The organism is Burkholderia sp. BC1 (assembly GCF_052683555.1).
In genome coordinates, this window is the sequence record NZ_JBQYLP010000032.1 from 15,408 (window position 1) to 31,424 (window position 16,017).

Annotated in this window: 16 protein-coding genes; 9 read left to right on the top strand and 7 right to left on the bottom strand. The window is 65.9% G+C overall.

What is annotated here, in order from left to right; genetic code table 11:
• Positions 1-108: 108 nt before the first annotated feature.
• The 9 genes from ACSHSS_RS17260 to ACSHSS_RS17300 all read left to right on the top strand — a co-directional run bounded on the left by ACSHSS_RS17260 (position 109) and on the right by ACSHSS_RS17300 (position 8,428).
• Positions 109-882, top strand: a complete 774-nt coding sequence (locus ACSHSS_RS17260) for an ABC transporter substrate-binding protein (RefSeq protein ID WP_006397956.1) — start codon at positions 109-111, stop codon at positions 880-882.
• Positions 883-945: 63 nt separating this feature from the next.
• On the top strand, positions 946-1,635 hold the full coding sequence (locus ACSHSS_RS17265) for an ABC transporter permease (protein WP_006397957.1): 690 nt from the start codon (positions 946-948) through the stop codon (positions 1,633-1,635).
• A complete protein-coding gene (locus ACSHSS_RS17270; protein WP_060110775.1) occupies positions 1,632-2,345 on the top strand; it encodes an ABC transporter permease in 714 nt (237 codons plus the stop codon). The genes ACSHSS_RS17265 and ACSHSS_RS17270 overlap by 4 nt, the downstream gene beginning before the upstream one ends.
• A 31-nt stretch (positions 2,346-2,376) precedes the next feature.
• Complete coding sequence (locus ACSHSS_RS17275) at positions 2,377-3,144, top strand: ABC transporter ATP-binding protein (RefSeq protein WP_035954046.1); 768 nt, start codon at positions 2,377-2,379, stop codon at positions 3,142-3,144.
• Positions 3,145-3,276: 132 nt separating this feature from the next.
• Positions 3,277-3,417, top strand: a complete 141-nt coding sequence (locus tag ACSHSS_RS17280) for an HHHH-motif protein (protein WP_012467807.1) — start codon at positions 3,277-3,279, stop codon at positions 3,415-3,417.
• Positions 3,418-3,706: 289 nt separating this feature from the next.
• A complete protein-coding gene (locus ACSHSS_RS17285) occupies positions 3,707-4,948 on the top strand; it encodes a cyclic nucleotide-binding domain-containing protein (protein ID WP_445545266.1) in 1,242 nt (413 codons plus the stop codon).
• Positions 4,949-4,974: 26 nt separating this feature from the next.
• Complete coding sequence (locus tag ACSHSS_RS17290; protein WP_006397961.1) at positions 4,975-5,739, top strand: flagellar motor protein; 765 nt, start codon at positions 4,975-4,977, stop codon at positions 5,737-5,739.
• Between the two features lie 40 nt (positions 5,740-5,779).
• Complete coding sequence (locus ACSHSS_RS17295) at positions 5,780-6,436, top strand: OmpA/MotB family protein (protein WP_445545267.1); 657 nt, start codon at positions 5,780-5,782, stop codon at positions 6,434-6,436.
• A 129-nt stretch (positions 6,437-6,565) separates the two neighbouring features.
• Positions 6,566-8,428, top strand: coding sequence for a methyl-accepting chemotaxis protein (locus ACSHSS_RS17300; RefSeq protein WP_445545268.1), 1,863 nt, complete (start codon positions 6,566-6,568; stop codon positions 8,426-8,428).
• Between the two features lie 99 nt (positions 8,429-8,527).
• On the opposite strand, the gene ACSHSS_RS17305 is transcribed toward ACSHSS_RS17300, so the two are convergent.
• The 7 genes from ACSHSS_RS17305 to ACSHSS_RS17335 all read right to left on the bottom strand — a co-directional run bounded on the left by ACSHSS_RS17305 (position 8,528) and on the right by ACSHSS_RS17335 (position 15,981).
• Positions 8,528-9,160, bottom strand: coding sequence for a LysE family translocator (locus ACSHSS_RS17305; RefSeq protein WP_445545269.1), 633 nt, complete (start codon positions 9,158-9,160; stop codon positions 8,528-8,530).
• A 126-nt stretch (positions 9,161-9,286) separates the two neighbouring features.
• A complete protein-coding gene (locus tag ACSHSS_RS17310; protein ID WP_445545290.1) occupies positions 9,287-10,195 on the bottom strand; it encodes a LysR family transcriptional regulator in 909 nt (302 codons plus the stop codon).
• Positions 10,196-10,363: 168 nt separating this feature from the next.
• Positions 10,364-11,605 (bottom strand): amidohydrolase family protein, encoded by a 1,242-nt coding sequence (locus tag ACSHSS_RS17315; protein WP_445545270.1) that lies wholly within the window; start codon positions 11,603-11,605, stop codon positions 10,364-10,366.
• 12 nt (positions 11,606-11,617) lie between these two features.
• Entirely contained in the window at positions 11,618-12,934 is a 1,317-nt protein-coding gene (locus tag ACSHSS_RS17320) for an MFS transporter (RefSeq protein ID WP_445545271.1), read from the bottom strand.
• Between the two features lie 133 nt (positions 12,935-13,067).
• Entirely contained in the window at positions 13,068-13,979 is a 912-nt protein-coding gene (locus tag ACSHSS_RS17325; RefSeq protein WP_445545272.1) for a LysR substrate-binding domain-containing protein, read from the bottom strand.
• Positions 13,980-14,140: 161 nt separating this feature from the next.
• Positions 14,141-15,139 (bottom strand): transketolase family protein, encoded by a 999-nt coding sequence (locus tag ACSHSS_RS17330; protein WP_006397969.1) that lies wholly within the window; start codon positions 15,137-15,139, stop codon positions 14,141-14,143.
• Positions 15,136-15,981: a transketolase gene (locus tag ACSHSS_RS17335; protein ID WP_445545273.1), complete on the bottom strand. Its 846-nt coding sequence runs from the start codon at positions 15,979-15,981 to the stop codon at positions 15,136-15,138. Before ACSHSS_RS17335 ends, ACSHSS_RS17330 begins: the two co-directional genes overlap by 4 nt.
• Between the last annotated feature and the right edge of the window lie 36 nt (positions 15,982-16,017).

Consider the following 16,017-nt stretch of genomic DNA (forward strand, 5'->3'; position numbering starts at 1 on the left):
GCCAAAAGGCAAAGTTGTATGTACAACTTCGGGCCGCGACGATCGCGCGCCGCGGGTTGGGGCAGATGCCGCGCGCATCTGCGGGGCTCGGCCACTTACAGGAACGCCATGAAAAAACTCGTGCTCAGTGTCGCTCTCGCGTGCATCGCCGTCGGCGCGCATGCGAAGGATTGGTCGACGATCCGCTTCGGCGTCGACGCCAGCTATCCGCCGTTCGAATCGAAGGACGCGAGCGGCAAGGTCGTCGGCTTCGACGTCGATCTCGGCAACGAAATCTGCGCGCGGCTGAAGGCGAAATGCGTGTGGGTCGAAAACGACTTCGACGGGATGATCCCCGCGCTGAAGGCGAAAAAGTTCGACGGCGTGCTGTCGTCGATGTCGATGACGCCCGCGCGCGCCGAGCAGATCGCGTTCTCCGACAAGCTGTTCAACACGCCGACGCGGCTCGTCGCGAAAAAGGGTGCCGGCCTGCAGCCGAGCGCCGAGTCGCTGAAGGGCAAGTCGGTCGGCGTCGAGCAGGGCACGATCCAGGAAACGTACGCGAAGGCGTACTGGGCGCCGAAGGGCGTGCAGGTCGTCCCGTATCAGAACCAGGACGGCGTCTATCAGGACTTGATGTCGGGCCGCCTCGACGCGGCGCTGCAGGACGCCGTGCAGGCCGATCTCGGTTTCCTGAAGACGCCGCGCGGCGCGAACTTCGCGTTCGCGGGCGGCAACCTCGACGATCCGAAGACGCTCGGCAACGGCGCGGGCATCGGGCTGCGCAAGGAAGACGCCGACCTGAAAGCGAAGATCGACGCGGCGATCGCCGCGATGCTGAAGGACGGCACGTACAGGAAGCTCGAGAAGAAGTATTTCGCGTTCGACGTCTACGGCGGCTGACGCCGCGGCGGCGCGCGCGGCACACGGCCTCGCGCGCCGCCTGTCTTTCCGGATGGAACCGACATGATTTTCCAGGGATTTGGCCCGCTGCTGTGGGCCGGTACGGTCGAGACCGTGAAGCTCGCGGTGCTGTCGCTCGCCGCTTCGCTGCTGCTCGGCCTCGCGGGCGCGGCCGCCAAACTGTCGACGAACCGCGTGCTGCGCGCAGTCGGCACGTTCTATACGACGCTGATCCGCGCGGTGCCCGACCTCGTGCTGATGCTGCTGCTGTTCTACGGGATCCAGATCCTGCTGAACAACGTGACCGATCTGCTCGGCTGGCAACAGATCGACATTGATCCGTTCTTCGCCGGCGTCGTGACGCTCGGCTTCATCTACGGCGCCTACTTCACCGAAACGTTCCGCGGCGCGTTCCTCGCAGTGCCGCGCGGTCAGCTCGAAGCGGGCTTCGCATACGGAATGGGTGGCTGGCGCGTGTTTCGGCGCATCCTGTTCCCGCAGATGATGCGCTTTGCGCTGCCGGGCATCGGCAACAACTGGCAGGTGCTCGTGAAGGCGACCGCGCTCGTGTCGATCATCGGCCTCGCGGACGTCGTGAAGGCGTCGCAGGACGCCGGCAAGAGCACGCTCGACTTCTTCTTCTTCACGCTCGCGGCCGGTGCGATCTACCTCGCGATCACGACGGTGTCGAACGTCGTGCTGCACCACCTCGAGAAGCGTTATTCGGTCGGCGTCCGGAGGCTTGCACTGTGATCGAACTCGTCAGCCAGTACTGGCAGCACTATCTCTATACCGACGGCTACCGCTTCAGCGGCCTCGCGATCACGCTGTGGCTGCTCGTCGTGTCGATCGTGCTCGGCTTCGCGCTCGCGGTGCCGCTCGCGATCGCGCGCGCCTCGTCGAATCGCTGGATCTCGGGGCCCGTCTGGCTCTACACCTACGTGTTCCGCGGCACGCCGCTCTACGTGCAGCTGCTGATGTGCTACACGGGCATCTACAGCCTGCAGGTCGTGCACGACCACGTGCTGCTCGATGCGTTCTTCCGCAACGCGATGAACTGCACGCTGCTCGCGTTCGTGCTGAACGAGGCCGCGTACGCGACCGAAATCTTTGCAGGCGCGATCAAGGCGACGCCGTCCGGCGAGATCGAGGCCGGCATGGCGTACGGCATGTCGCGCTTCAAGCTCTATACGCGCGTGATCCTGCCGTCCGCGCTGCGCCGTTCGCTGCCGAGCTACAGCAACGAAGTGATCCTGATGCTGCACGCGACGACGCTCGCGTTCACCGCGACCGTGCCCGACATCCTGAAAGTCACGCGCGACGTGAACTCGGCGACCTACATGTCGTTCCAGGCGTACGGGATCGCGGCCGTGATCTATGCCGTGGTCGTGTTCGCGCTGATCTGGGCATTCCGCAAGCTCGAGGCGCGCTGGCTCGCGTACCTGTCGCCGCGCAGCCATTGACACGTTCACGCATTCGAAAGGAAACACACGCATGTACAAGCTCATCGTCGAGGACCTGCACAAGAAGTTCGGCGACAACGAAGTCCTGAAGGGCGTCACGATGAAGGCGAAGGCCGGCGACGTGATCAGCATCATCGGCTCGAGCGGCTCCGGCAAGAGTACGTTTCTTCGCTGCATCAACTTTCTCGAGCAGCCATGCTCGGGGCAGATCACGATCGGCACCGAGCCGATCCGCACCGTGCGCGATAGCAGCGGCTCGCTGCGCGTCGCCGATCCGAAGCAGCTGCAGCGCATGCGCACGAAGCTCGCGATGGTGTTCCAGCACTTCAATCTGTGGGCGCACATGACGGTGCTCGAGAACGTGATCGAAGCGCCGATCGCGGTGCTCGGGATCGCCAAGGACGAAGCGGTCGCGCGCGCCCGCAAGTATCTCGAGCAGGTCGGCCTGCCCGCGCGCGTCGAGGGCATGTATCCGTCGCATCTGTCCGGCGGCCAGCAGCAGCGCGTCGCCATTGCGCGCGCGCTCGCGATGGAGCCCGAGGTGATGCTGTTCGACGAGCCGACGTCGGCGCTCGATCCCGAACTCGTCGGCGAAGTGCTGAAGGTGATGCAGGCGCTCGCCGAAGAAGGCCGCACGATGGTCGTCGTCACGCACGAGATGGGCTTCGCGCGCAACGTGTCGAATCACGTGATCTTCCTGCATCAGGGCAAGATCGAGGAGCAGGGCGATCCGCAGCAGATTCTCGTCAACCCGAAAAGCGAACGGCTCGGGCAATTCCTGTCGGGACGTCTCAAGTAAGCGCGACGAAAGCTTGTGTCGCCCGCCGGCGCATGGCGTGGATCGCGGGCGGCGGCGGTGCACCGATCGCACGCGGCCCGCGTTAACCGGATAGCAGCCGGATCGCCCGGCTGACTCGATCGGGAGACGACCATGAAACGCATCGCGAAGATCCTTACCGCCGCCGCAGTCGCCTGTGCCGTGCTCGCGCCGGCACTTGCCGAAGCCCACGCGCACCGCGTGTGCCATTTCGATCACCACCACCATCATCGGATGTGCCGCTGGGTGCATTGACGACGCACGGCCCGGTGCACACCGGGCCGTCGCGCACAAGGCGCGCGGTCGCGTGACGGCGCGCCCTTTCCCTGCCGCAACTGACACCGGGCTTTCAACGTCGCGCCGCAGCTTGCACGCTGCCGGCCGCGCAAACGTTTGACGTCGAGACCGCGCCGAATCGCGCGCAATTCCGCTAAAGAACGCGCGCGCCGATGACGTAAACGGGGCCACGGGGACGACTGACGATCGACGTGTCTGAACACGCGACGTGCGGCCGACAACAATCAGCGCAGCAGGGGAATCAGACTTGAATCGTCAGCAATCGTGGACGCGTACGGCCGCGCCCGGCGAAATCATTTACGCAGAGGGTTACGCCGGCGAACCCGTCATCTTCTTGATCGCCGACGGCAAGGTCGAGCTATCCACGCGCTGCGACGACCAGCGCGTCGTGCTCGCGACGCTCGGGCGCGGCGAATTCTTCGGCGAAGCCGCGCTGCTCGCGGTCGAACCGCGCGCGCATACCGCGAAGGCGCTGTCGTTCTGCCAGCTCACCGTCGTGCCGACGAGCGTGCTCGACGAAGAGATCGAGCGCGTGTCGGCGCTGCTGCGCCATATCGTGCGCACGTCGATTCGCCGCGTGAAGCGCAAGGACGATCAGCTCGCGACCTACACGCATGCGGACTTCATGCCGGGCGTGCTGTCGTATGCGCACGTGCTCGCGCTGATGGGCGACGGCACCGCGCGCGAGACGGGCGACACGTGGGCGCGCCGGCCGCTGCACGTGCAGGGGGAGCAGGCCTCGGTGCCGCTCGTCGACGTGATCCGCAAATGCCGGGCGATTGCCGGCCATTCGCGTCCGCACGTGATGGCGATGCTGCGCCGCATGGAAAAGCTGAATCTCGTGACGATCGAAGCCGCGTCCGTCGAAGCGGGCGGCGTCGCGCTCGAGCATTCGGCGTCGGCCGACGCGCGTCAGGTCGTCACGTTCGACGCGGCGCGCATCGTCGATCGCGCGCAGCAGGTCGCCGATCACGATCTCGACCTGTCGATCAACAGCGAACTGGAGCTGATCGAGCTCGCCGATCTCGAATCGCTGATCGGCGTCGACCGCAAGCTGCTGCTGAACAAGCTCGCGCACGGCGAAATCGCCGACGACGTGTTCGCGTTCCGCAAGTCGAAGGTGCTGAGCTTCGTCGAACGCAAAGGCGTCGCGTATTTTTCGCGGCGCGATGCGCGGCGCTCGGCCGACGTGCGTTCACTCGAAGATCTCGTGTGGGTCGATCAGCGCACGCTGTTCGAGATCGTCAGCGCCTTCGATACGTACGACCTCGCGAAGCTGATCGCGAATGTCGACGATCGCGCCGTGGCCGACCGGCTGTTTTCGGTGATGACCGAAGTGCGGCGCAACGAGGTGTCGTGGGTGATGCGCCGCGACCTGAAGGTCGATCCGGTCGAAGTCGACGACATCGAGCGGCGTCTGCTCGACGCGGTGCGCGCGGCGAAGGCGCCGGCCGCCGGCGCGGTGCCGACGCCGGAATCGGGCGCCTGACGCGCATCGGAACAGGGAGAAACGACATGGATCTGCTGACCTTGGCCGGTGTGCTGCTCGGCGGCGCGGCCATCGTATTCGGCTTCACGCTCGAAGGCGGACATCTGGCGACGCTGTTTCAGCTCGAAGCGTTCGTGATCGTACTGGGCGGCACGCTCGGCGCGGTGATGATCCAGAACACGTGGGCGCGCTTCGTCGATGCGGTGAAGCAGCTGCGGCTCGCGTTCGTGCGCGCGACGGCCGCCGATCGCAAGCATCTGTCCGATCTGCTCGAATGGGGCGACCGCGCGAAGCTCGAGGGGCTGCTCGCCTTCGAATCGATGGACGTGACCGGCATTCATCCGTTCGCGCGACGCGGGCTCGAACTGCTCGCGAACGGCATGTCGACGGCCGTGATCGAGGATGCGCTGCAACGCGAACTCGATGCGTACGAGCGCAGCCACCTCGCGGCCGCACGCGTCTGGCAGCAGGCGGGCGGCTATGCGCCGACGTTCGGGATTCTCGGCTCGGTGCTCGGGCTCGTCCAGGTTACGGGCCACATTCTCGAACCCGCGCAGCTCGGGCCCGGCATCGCGGTTGCGTTTGTCGCGACGCTGTACGGCCTGGCGTTCGCGAATCTGGTGTTTCTGCCGCTGTACGGGAAACTGCGTGCGCACGTCGACAGCGAACTGCGGTTTCGCAAGCTGTATCTCGACGGGCTGCTCGCGATCTCGCGCAAGGAGTCGCCGCATACGATCGAAACGCGGCTGACCGGCGACGTGCGGACGCGCGCCGCGGAGTCGCTCGCATGACGCGCGCAATCGCGATGGCGTGCGCACCGGGAGCGCGGCGATGAACGCACGAACCGACGTCGAGCGCGACGACGACGCCGCCGAAGGCACGCAGTCAGGACGCTGGCTGATCTCGTACGCCGATCTGATCACGACGCTGATGGTGCTGTTTCTCGCGCTGTACGTGCTGCAGCTCGCGAAAGTCAACGCGCTCGACGCGCGCGAGCGGACGCGCGCGCGGCTCGATGATGCGGCCGCGCGCACGGCCGAGCCGCAGGCGCCTGCGCGTGTGCCCGCATGGGTCGCGCAGCTCGACGCGCTGAAGGCTGGCGGCCGCATCTCGCTCGTGCAAGCGCCGCACGGGATCGAGATCGGCATCGACGCCGGGATACTGTTTCATGTCGGCGATGCGCACCTGCTGCCGGATGCGCTGCCCGTGCTCGAGCGGATCGCGCAGGCGCTCGGTCCGCATGCGAGCGGCGACATCCTCGTCGAAGGGCACACCGACAGCGTGCCGATCGCGAACGCGAAGTACGAATCGAACTGGGAATTGTCGTCCGCGCGTGCGGGGGCGGTCGTCCGCTATCTCGCCGAACGCGGCATCGCGCCGCATCGGCTCGCGGCCGTCGGCCGCGCCGATACGCAGCCGCTCGTCGCCGGCGACGACGCGTCGTCGCGCGCGCGCAATCGCCGCGTGACGATCTTCGTCGCGTATTGATGCCGGCACCGGCCTGTCGACGACATAAGCGATTCGATATGACGAACATCGAAATTCAGCAATGAGGTTCGGCGCCCGCATGCCGATAACCCGAACTGGCTCACACGAGCGGTTCATCGAGGGTTTTTCATGCATTTCTGGCGCAAGCTGTCCATTCAGAACAAGCTGATTCTCAGCATGACGAGCTGCCTGCTCGTCTTCGTCGCGATCTCGAGCGGGCTCAGCATCCGTCTGATCGGCGATGCCGTGCGCGATCGCGTCGTCCATCAGGAGCTGCCGACGGCCGTCAACGGCATTCGCGCGGACGTGCAGCGCCAGTTGGCCGGGCCGATCGCGGCGTCGCGCATCCTCGCGCGCGATGCGTTCCTGCTGCAGTGGGAAGCCGACGGCGAGCCCGACGCGGGCACGCGCAACTGGATTCAGCTCGCGCGCAACGTGAAGGACGAGCAGAAGGCCGCATCGGTGCAATGGGCGTCGGTGAAGAGCGGCAACTACTACAACGAAGCCGGCCTGCAGCGCAAGGTGACCGACCAGGATCAGTGGCTCACGCGCTTCCTGCAGACCGGCGCGCCGTTCGAAGTGCACATGGACCACGAGGTGACGGTCGGCGGCTACATGATGTTCATCAACAGCCGCATCGAACTCGACGGCGCGCCGATCGGCGCCGCGTGCATGAGCCTGTCCGTCGACGCGCTCGCGAAAGGGATCGCCGCCTACCGGATCGGCGAAACGGGCTTCGCGTATCTGGTGCGGCCGGACGGCGCGATCATGATGCATCGCGATACGTCGCTGATCGACGGCAAGCATTTCATGAAGGACACGCCGGGCCTGCCCGACGACGCAGCGTCGGTGCTGCTCGCCGGCAAGCCGTATGCGTACCTGAGCTACGCCGGCGACGGCGGCGAGCGATTCATCGCGACGTCGTTCGTGCCGGAGCTGAATGCGTACGTGGTCGTCGAAGTGCCGGAGGCGGAACTGCTCGGGCCCGTCACGCGCGCGATCCAAAGTGCGGCGCTCGTCGCGGCCGTCGTCGGGCTCGGCGTCGCGCTCGTCGTGATCTGGTTCGTCGGCCGCGCGATCGCGGCCCCGATTCGCCGTGCGGCGACGCTGCTGTCGGAAATCGCGAGCGGCCAGGGCGATCTCACGCGCCGGATGACGGTCGAGAGCGCCGACGAGATCGGACAGTTGTCGGATGCGTTCAACCGCTTCGTGTCGTCGCTGTCGACGCTCGTGCACAGAATTCGCGCGGCATCGGCGTCGATCGCGACGGGCTCCGCGCAGATCGCGTCCGGCAACGCCGATCTCAGCGAGCGGACCGAAGGACAGTCGAGCAATCTCGAACGTACGGCGTCGTCGATGGAGGAGATCACGGCCGTCGTGCGCAACAACACGGAGACCGCGACGACCGCCGCGAAGATGATCAACGGCGCATCGGAGACGGCCGCGCGCGGCGGGCAGGTCGTCGGTGAAGTGGTCAGCACGATGCAGCAGATCAGCGATGCGTCGCAGCGGATCTCCGAGATCATCGTGATGATCGACAGCATCTCGTTCCAGACCAACATCCTCGCGCTCAACGCGGCCGTCGAGGCGGCGCGCGCAGGCGAGCAGGGGCGCGGCTTCGCGGTCGTCGCATCGGAGGTGCGCAATCTTGCGCAGCGCAGCGCGCAGGCCGCGAAGGAAATCAAGGCGCTGATCGAGCACAGCGCGGGCACGGTCGACGTCGGCTCGAAGCTCGTGACCGAAGCGGGGCGCGTGATGAGCGATGTCGTGTCGCAAGTGCAGGGCGTGAGCGCGATGATGAGCGAGATCGCGGAGGCGAGCCTCGAGCAGAGCGCCGGTATCGATCAGATCGGCGACGCGGTGCAGTCGCTCGATCAGATGACGCAGCAGAACGCGGCGCTGGTCGAGGAAAGCGCCGCCGCGGCCGAAAGCCTGCGGCAGCAGGCGGCGGAGCTGACGACGCTCGTTTCGGCGTTCAAGGTGGATGAATGAGCGGCGCGCGACGGTGTGACGTCGCGCGTTTCCGGAGAGCGGCCGCCGTGGCATCACGGCGGCCGTTTTACATCACGGCGTATGGAAGCGGGCGTCTTCCTAGCTGCGCGATTCGAGCGCGATGCGTGCCGCGAGCCCGGCCAACACCGTGCCCATCAGCCAGCGCTGCGCCAGTGCCCAGGCCGGCCGGCGCGCGAGAAATCCGGCGATGGACCCGGCCATGCTCGCGATCAGCGCATTGACGCTGACGCTCACCGCGATTTGCACGCAGCCGAGCGCGAGCGATTGCGCGAGGACGCTGCCATGTCCCGGTGAAATGAACTGCGGCAGCAGCGAGAGATACATCACCGCGATCTTCGGATTCGCGAGGTTCGTGACGAAGCCCATCGTGAACAGTTTCCGGCGGCTATCGGGCGACAACGGCTGGACCTGGAACGCCGAGCGTCCGCCGGGCTTGAGCGCCTGCCAGGCGAGATACGCGAGATACAGCGCGCCGGCGACGCGCAATGTGCCGTACGCGTAAGGCACGGTCAGCACGAGCGCGGTGATGCCGAACGCCGCGCAAAACATGTAGAACACGAACCCGAGCGCCACGCCGCCGAGCGACACCAGGCCAGCACGTCGACCCTGGCAGATCGACCGCGAGATCAGGTAGATCATGTTCGGCCCGGGCGTCAGGACCATGCCGAGCGACAGGAGTCCGAAAGCGAGCAGGGTGGACATCGGCGGCACGGCGGTCTCCTTCGGTGCGGGGAAAGTCGGGTCGACAGGCTCCGTGCAATGTATTGCATATCGCGGGCATCCGGCATGAATAATCTGCAAGCCGCGCATGAGCGCTTTTCAACCCGCATTGAAGCACTACTTTTCTTTTGAGGCCCGCTTCGATGCTCGTTTTCGGGTTGCCGCGCCGGCCTTCACGCGCTGCTCGGCGATGAGCCTGATGAACTCATCGGTCACCGCGTTGCCTGTTCGATTCCACGCCAATCGCACCGAACGCTGCAGCTTCGGCGAGAGCGTCAATACGCGGCCGGCGAACGGCGTGTAAGTGAGCGTGATGCGAGGCACGATCGACACGCCCATGCCGGCCTCGGCCATCGACAGGATCGTGCGCATCTCGACCACGTTGAAGGCGGCGCGAAGCGGCACGCCGCCGCGCGCAAAGTAATCCGCAATCACGGGCCCGCAGCCGGCCTTCGAGAAAATGAACGGCAGCGCGGACAGGTGTTTTGCGGACACGCTCTTGCGATCGTCGAAGCTGCCGGCCGCCGCGACCGCGACGAAATCCTCGTCGAGCAGCGGCAAATGGTTCGCGAACGTCTTGCTGCCCGCCACCACGCCGACATCGGCGGTGCCGTCGTCGATCCATGCTTCGACTTCCGCGTCGGTGCCTTCGAGCAGCACGGCCGACACGCCCGGGTGCATCGCTTTCAGCGCCTCGAGCGCGGGCGCGACGAACGCGAGCGACACGCTCGGCAGCGACGCGACCACCAGCCGTCCTTCGAGCTTGCCGCGCGACAGGCTGAACTGCTGGCGCAGCGTTTGCGCTTCGCGCACCACGTTCCTCACGTATGGCCACAGACGTTCGCCGGCCGCCGTCAGGGCGACCGGCTGGCGGTCGCGCAGGAGCAGCTTCACACCCGTGAGGTCTTCAAGTTCGGTCAGCGCATGGCTGATCGCGGATTGACTGCGGTTGAGCCGGTCGGCGGCCGCCGTCAGCGAGCCGAGTTCGACCACGGCGGCGAGGGCCTGCAACTGGGCGAGCGTCATCTGAATCCCTTCGATCGATGCATGTGGGCCGCGCATCAGATGGCGGCACGTCATGAATTATATTGAAGGGATGCGACGACGCGGGAAGCGGCCGTAAGCGCGGCGAGGGATGTCGTGTGCGTGCTGTTCAGGTGGCTCGAATGGCCGAATGCCATCGCGAACGACGCATTAACGGCTGCCGTCGCGCGCCTTCACGAGCTTCCCGCGCTGCAGCACACAGGCGATATGCTCGCCTTCGCCCGCCACGACGCCGATATCGTCGAGCGGATTGCCATCGAGTACGACGAGGTCGGCCATCGCACCGGCCGCCACGACGCCGAGTTGTCCCGCCATATTGACGATCTCGGCTGCCACGGTCGTTGCCGACCTGAGCGCTTCAAGATTCCCGAGCACTTCCGCCCGGATCCGAAACTCGCCCGACTGAAACGCGTGCATTTCGCCGAGCAGGTCCGAGCCAAACCCCATCTTCACGCCGGCCTTCGCATAGATTTCGAGCGACTCGCGTCCCTTCTGCTGCACGGACGCCACCTTGGCAACGGAGTCGGCGGGCAGCCCGAACGCCGTGCCATGTTTGGCAAGCGCGTCATACGTCACGAGCGTCGGCACCACGAACGCGCCGTGCTGATGCATGAGCTGCGCGGCCGCCTCGTCGACGAGATTCCCGTGCTCGATCGTCCGCACGCCGCATCGCACGGCACGAGCAATCGCGCGTCCCGTGTACGCATGCGCCATCACGTAAGTATTCGCGGCCTCGGCTTCATCGACGATGGCGCGAATCTCGTCCTCGGAATATTGCGTGTTGGCGATCGGATCGGTCGGCGACGCAACGCCGCCGGAAGCCATGATCTTGATCTGTGTTGCGCCTTTCTGGATCTCTTCGCGCACGGCGAGCCGCACGCTTTCGACGCCGTCCACGATACGTGCAATCGCCCCGGTGCGAAAGCAGCAGGAACAGGGCTCCAGCAAATCGCCGCGAGGCCGAAAATCCCCGTGCCCGCCCGTCTGCGACAACGCTTTCCCCGACGGAAAAATCCTCGGTCCCGCAACGAGTCCGGTGTCGACCGCCTGCATCAATCCCCAGTCCGCGCCTCCGGCGTCGCGCACACTGGTGAACCCGCGCGACAACATCGCATCGAGAATCGGCAACGATCGAATCGCTGCGAGAATATTCGGCTGCGTCGCATTGGCGCCGAGATTCGCATTCGAGGCCAGCACGTGCACGTGGCAATCGATGAATCCCGGCATGACGGTTTTGCCGCGCGCATCGATCACCTGCGCATTCGGAAAGTCCACCGCCCGATCGGTCACTTCGACGATTCGTTCGCCTTCGATCACGACATGATGATGTTCGAGCAACACGCCTCGTTCGAGATCGAGCACGTTGCCGCCCTGAAGCACGGTAATGGTCATGGAGAAAGATCCTTATCGATTCACGAAAGCGGTTCGCTTCGTGTCCTTCACGAAGCGGGTCCCGACGAAACTGATCGTGGCCGCGACGATCACGTAGAGCGCGGGCGCCATGTTGCTGCCCGTGCGGGCGATCAGCCAGGTCATCAGAAACGGCGCGAAGCCGCCGAAGATCGTGACCGCGAAGTTGTACGCAACGGAAAGGCCGGTCGACAGCACCTTGGTCGGAAACAGCTCGGCGAACGCGGCAAGAATCGGCCCCGTATAAGCGGCGATCAGCAAACCGAACACGGCCTGAAACGCGATCAACGAGACGAACCCCGGCGCATGATTGATCCACGCGAACATCGGCCATGCGAGCGCGAGGATGGCGAGCGCCGCACCGGAGAGAAACACGCGGCGCCCCCACAGATCGGCGAGCCTGCCGACAAGCGGCGAGCAACACATGATCATCGAGCCGCCGACCATCCCGGCCGCAAACCCCGTCGACTGCGGCAGATGCAGCGTGCGGACGGAATAGGTCGGCATATAGAACAGCAGCACATACGTACAGACGGTCCAGAGGATGACCATCGCAAAACTCGCGAACGTCTCGCGCGGATAGGTCGACAGCACGGCCTTCAGCGGCGAACTCTCCTTCGCCTGCGCCTCGACCGCGCTGAAGGCGGGCGTCTCGTCGAGATGGCTGCGGATGAAATACCCGACCGGCCCGACGACGATCCCGAGCAGGAACGGCAGCCGCCAGCCCCAGCTATGGAGCGCCTGCGTATCGAGCGACGTGGTCACGAACGTGCCGGTCGCCGCGCCGAGCAAGACGGCGAAGCCGATACTCGACTGGATCCAGCTCGAGTAATACGCGCGCTTTTCCGGCGGCGCGTATTCGGTGAGGAACGCGGTAGCGCCGCCCATTTCGCCGCCGGCGGAAAACCCTTGCAGCAGGCGCGCGACGACAATCAGCATCGGCGCGGCGATGCCGGCCTGTTCGTAGGTTGGCGCGAGCCCGATCAGCGCGGTACCGAACGCCATCAGCAGGATGGTGAGCGACAGCGCGGCCTTGCGCCCGACCTTGTCCGCGTAGACGCCCAGCACGATGCCGCCGACGGGCCGCATGAAGAACCCGACGCCGAAGGTCGCGACGGTCAGCAGCACGGATGTCAGTTCATTGCCGGTCGGAAAGAACAGCTTCGCGATGATCACCGCGAAGAAGCTGTAGACGGTGAAGTCGAACCATTCGAGACCGTTGCCGATCACGGTCGCGATGATGGCGCGGCGGCGCTGCTGCACGGCCGCATCGACGGACGGCGCGGCGCGCGGGGAAAGCGTTCCTTGCATGGTCTCTTCCTCAGTCAGAAGACGGGACGGGCGCCCCGCGTGAACCTCATGCTAAGGACAGCGCGATTTTTTTCTGAAACGAAAGATTCGCATGCACGCATGCGCTGGACGCATGCATCGCGCTCACGCCGGCTCAGGCCGCGATTTGCCGCTCCGCCTGTTCGAACAGCCAGCGCGAGAACAGGCGTGCGGCCTGGTTCTGCGCGCGGTCGTTCGGCGAGATCACATAATAGCCGCCGCCGTGGCTCGCCGATGCGTCGGTGACGCGCACGAGCAGCCCGGCTTCGATGCACGCGTCGATCATGTAGCGCCAGCCGAGCGACACGCCCTGACCGAGTATCGTCATCTGCACGATCTGCGGATACGAGTTGATCGTGATGTCCTGCGGCTGCGCCTTCTGCCGGTCGATGTCGTTCTGCTCGAACCATTCGGACCACGACATCCATTGACGCTGCCCGTCCTCGAGGCGCAGCAGCGTTTCGTTCGCGAGATCGGCTGCGTCGAGCGTGCGTCCGGCCAGATAGCCCGGCGCGCAGACGGGAAACACTTCCTCGTCGAACAGGCGGCGCACGGTGTATTCGGCGGGCGCCTGCTGACGCACGTAATAGACGCCCACATCGAACTCCGCCGGCGACATCGACGCGAGCCCGTCGCGCACGATCAGCCGCAGTTTGATGTTCGGATACGCGGCGCGAAACTCGGGTAGCCGCGGCGTGAGCCACAGCAGCGCCACACCGGACGAGCAGGCGATCGTCAGCTCGAGGTCGCCGTACGGCTTCATCACGTCGTGCGTCGCTTCCGCGCATTGCGTGAGCAGGTGATGCACCTGCGCCGCGTATTGCTCGCCGGCGATCGTCAGCCGCAGCGAACGGTGTTCGCGGACGAACAGCGAGCGGCCGAGGAACTCCTCGAGCTGCTGGATCTGACGACTGATCGCGCTTTGGGTCAGGTGCAGTTCGGCGGCCGCGCGCGTGAAGCTTGCGTGCCGCACCGCGGCTTCGAACGCGACGAGACATTGCAGGGGCGGCAGGGGCGTGATGCGCATGGCGGGCAGGGGAATCGGTGGCACTGCCGACATAATACGGGGACGATCCTCGGAGCAAACCGGCCGCACCCCATTCCCCTGGACGAGTAAGCCGCGCGTCGGGCGCGCGCTGCGGCGCAGGCGGACGGCCGCCGGTCGCCGCACCGCGGCCCGGTGCGCGATCAGCCGAGCCAGCGCTTGATCGACGCGACCATCGTGGCGGTCGAGATGCCGTAACGATCGTGCAGCGTCGGCAGCGCACCCGCGTCGAGGAACGCATCGGGCAGCGCGATCTGCCGGAACGTCGGCGCGACGCCTTCGGCAAGCAGCGTGCGCGCGACCGCTTCGCCGAGCCCGCCGATTACCGTATGGTTTTCCGCGACGACGACCATGCGGCCCGTGCGCTTCGCTTCGCGCACGATCGTCGCGGTATCGAGCGGCTTGATCGTCGGCACGTGCAGCACCGCGACGCCGACGCGATCGGCCTCCAGCGCGTTCGCTACTTCGAGCGCGCGCATCGTCATGATGCCGGACGAGATCAGCAGTACGTCGTTGCCGTCGCGCAGCCGTTTCGCCTTGCCGAGCTCGAACGTGTAGTCGTATTCGTCGAGCACGACCGGCACGTTGCCGCGCAGCAGCCGCGCATACACGGGGCCGTCGTGCGCCGCGATCGCGGGCACCATCTGCTCGATGTCGAGCGCGTCGCACGGATCGATCACGGTCATGTTCGGCATCGCGCGCATCAGCGCGAGATCTTCCGCGGCCTGGTGGCTCGGGCCGTAGCCCGTCGTCAGTCCCGGCAGTGCGGCGACGATCTTCACGTCGAGATTGTCCTCGGCGATCGTCTGATGGATAAAGTCGTACGCGCGGCGCGTCGCGAACACCGCATAGGTCGTCACGAACGGCTGCGCACCTTCGTGCGCGAAGCCGGCCGCGGCCCCCATCAACAGCTGCTCGGCCATCCCCATCTGGTAGTAGCGCTCGGGAAACGCCTTCGCGAATACGTGCAGGTCCGTGTACTTGCCGAGATCGGCCGTCATGCCGATCACGTCGGGCTTCGTGCGCGCGAGCTCGACGAGCGCATGACCGAACGGTGCGGCGCGCGTCGGCTGTCCTTCGGCCGCGATCGATGCGATCATCGCGGAGGTTTTCAGGCGCGGCTTCTGGGCGGCGGTACTCATGCTGGTCTCCCGGCTTCGAGTGCGTCGAGCGCGAGCTGCCACTCGTGCGCGTCGACGCGGATGAAATGGTTCTTCTCGCGTTGTTCGAGGAACGGCACGCCGCACCCCATCTTCGTATCGCAGACGATGATGCGCGGCTGCGGCCGATCGTGGCGGCGTGCGTTGTCGAACGCCTGCTTGACCGCGTCGATGTCGTTGCCGTTCACGCGCTGCACGTACCAGCCGAATGCTTCGAGCTTGTCGACGAGCGGCTCGAACGCCATGATCTGCGTCGACGGGCCGTCGGCCTGCTGATTGTTCACGTCGACGATCGCGATCAGGTTGTCGAGCTGCCAGTGCGCGGCCGACATCAGTCCTTCCCAGATCGCGCCCTCGTCGAGCTCGCCGTCGGAGAACAACGTGTACACGAAGGCGTCCGATCCCTTGCGCTTGAGGCCGAGACAGCGGCCGACGGCGATCGTCAGTCCCTGCCCGAGCGAGCCGCCCGACATCTCCATCCCCGGCGTGTAGCTCGCCATCCCGGACATCGGCAGGCGGCTGTCGTCGCTGCCGTACGTCTCGAGCTCATCGGCGGGCAGCACGCCCGCTTCGAACAGCGCCGCGTAGAGCGCGATCGCGTAATGCCCGTTCGACAGCAGAAAGCGGTCGCGCGCTTCCCAGTCCGGGTCCTGCGGGCGGTAGCGCATCGCGCCGAAGTATGCGACCGCGAGCACGTCGGCGATGTCGAGCGCCTGGCCGATATAGCCCTGGCCCTGCACTTCGCCCATGCGCAGCGCGTTTCTCCTGATCCGGTACGCGCGCTCGGCGAGCGCGACGTCTTCGGTAATGACTTCGCTATCCATCTGTTGCTCCTGTGAGGTCGAAAGTGTGCCGGCGCG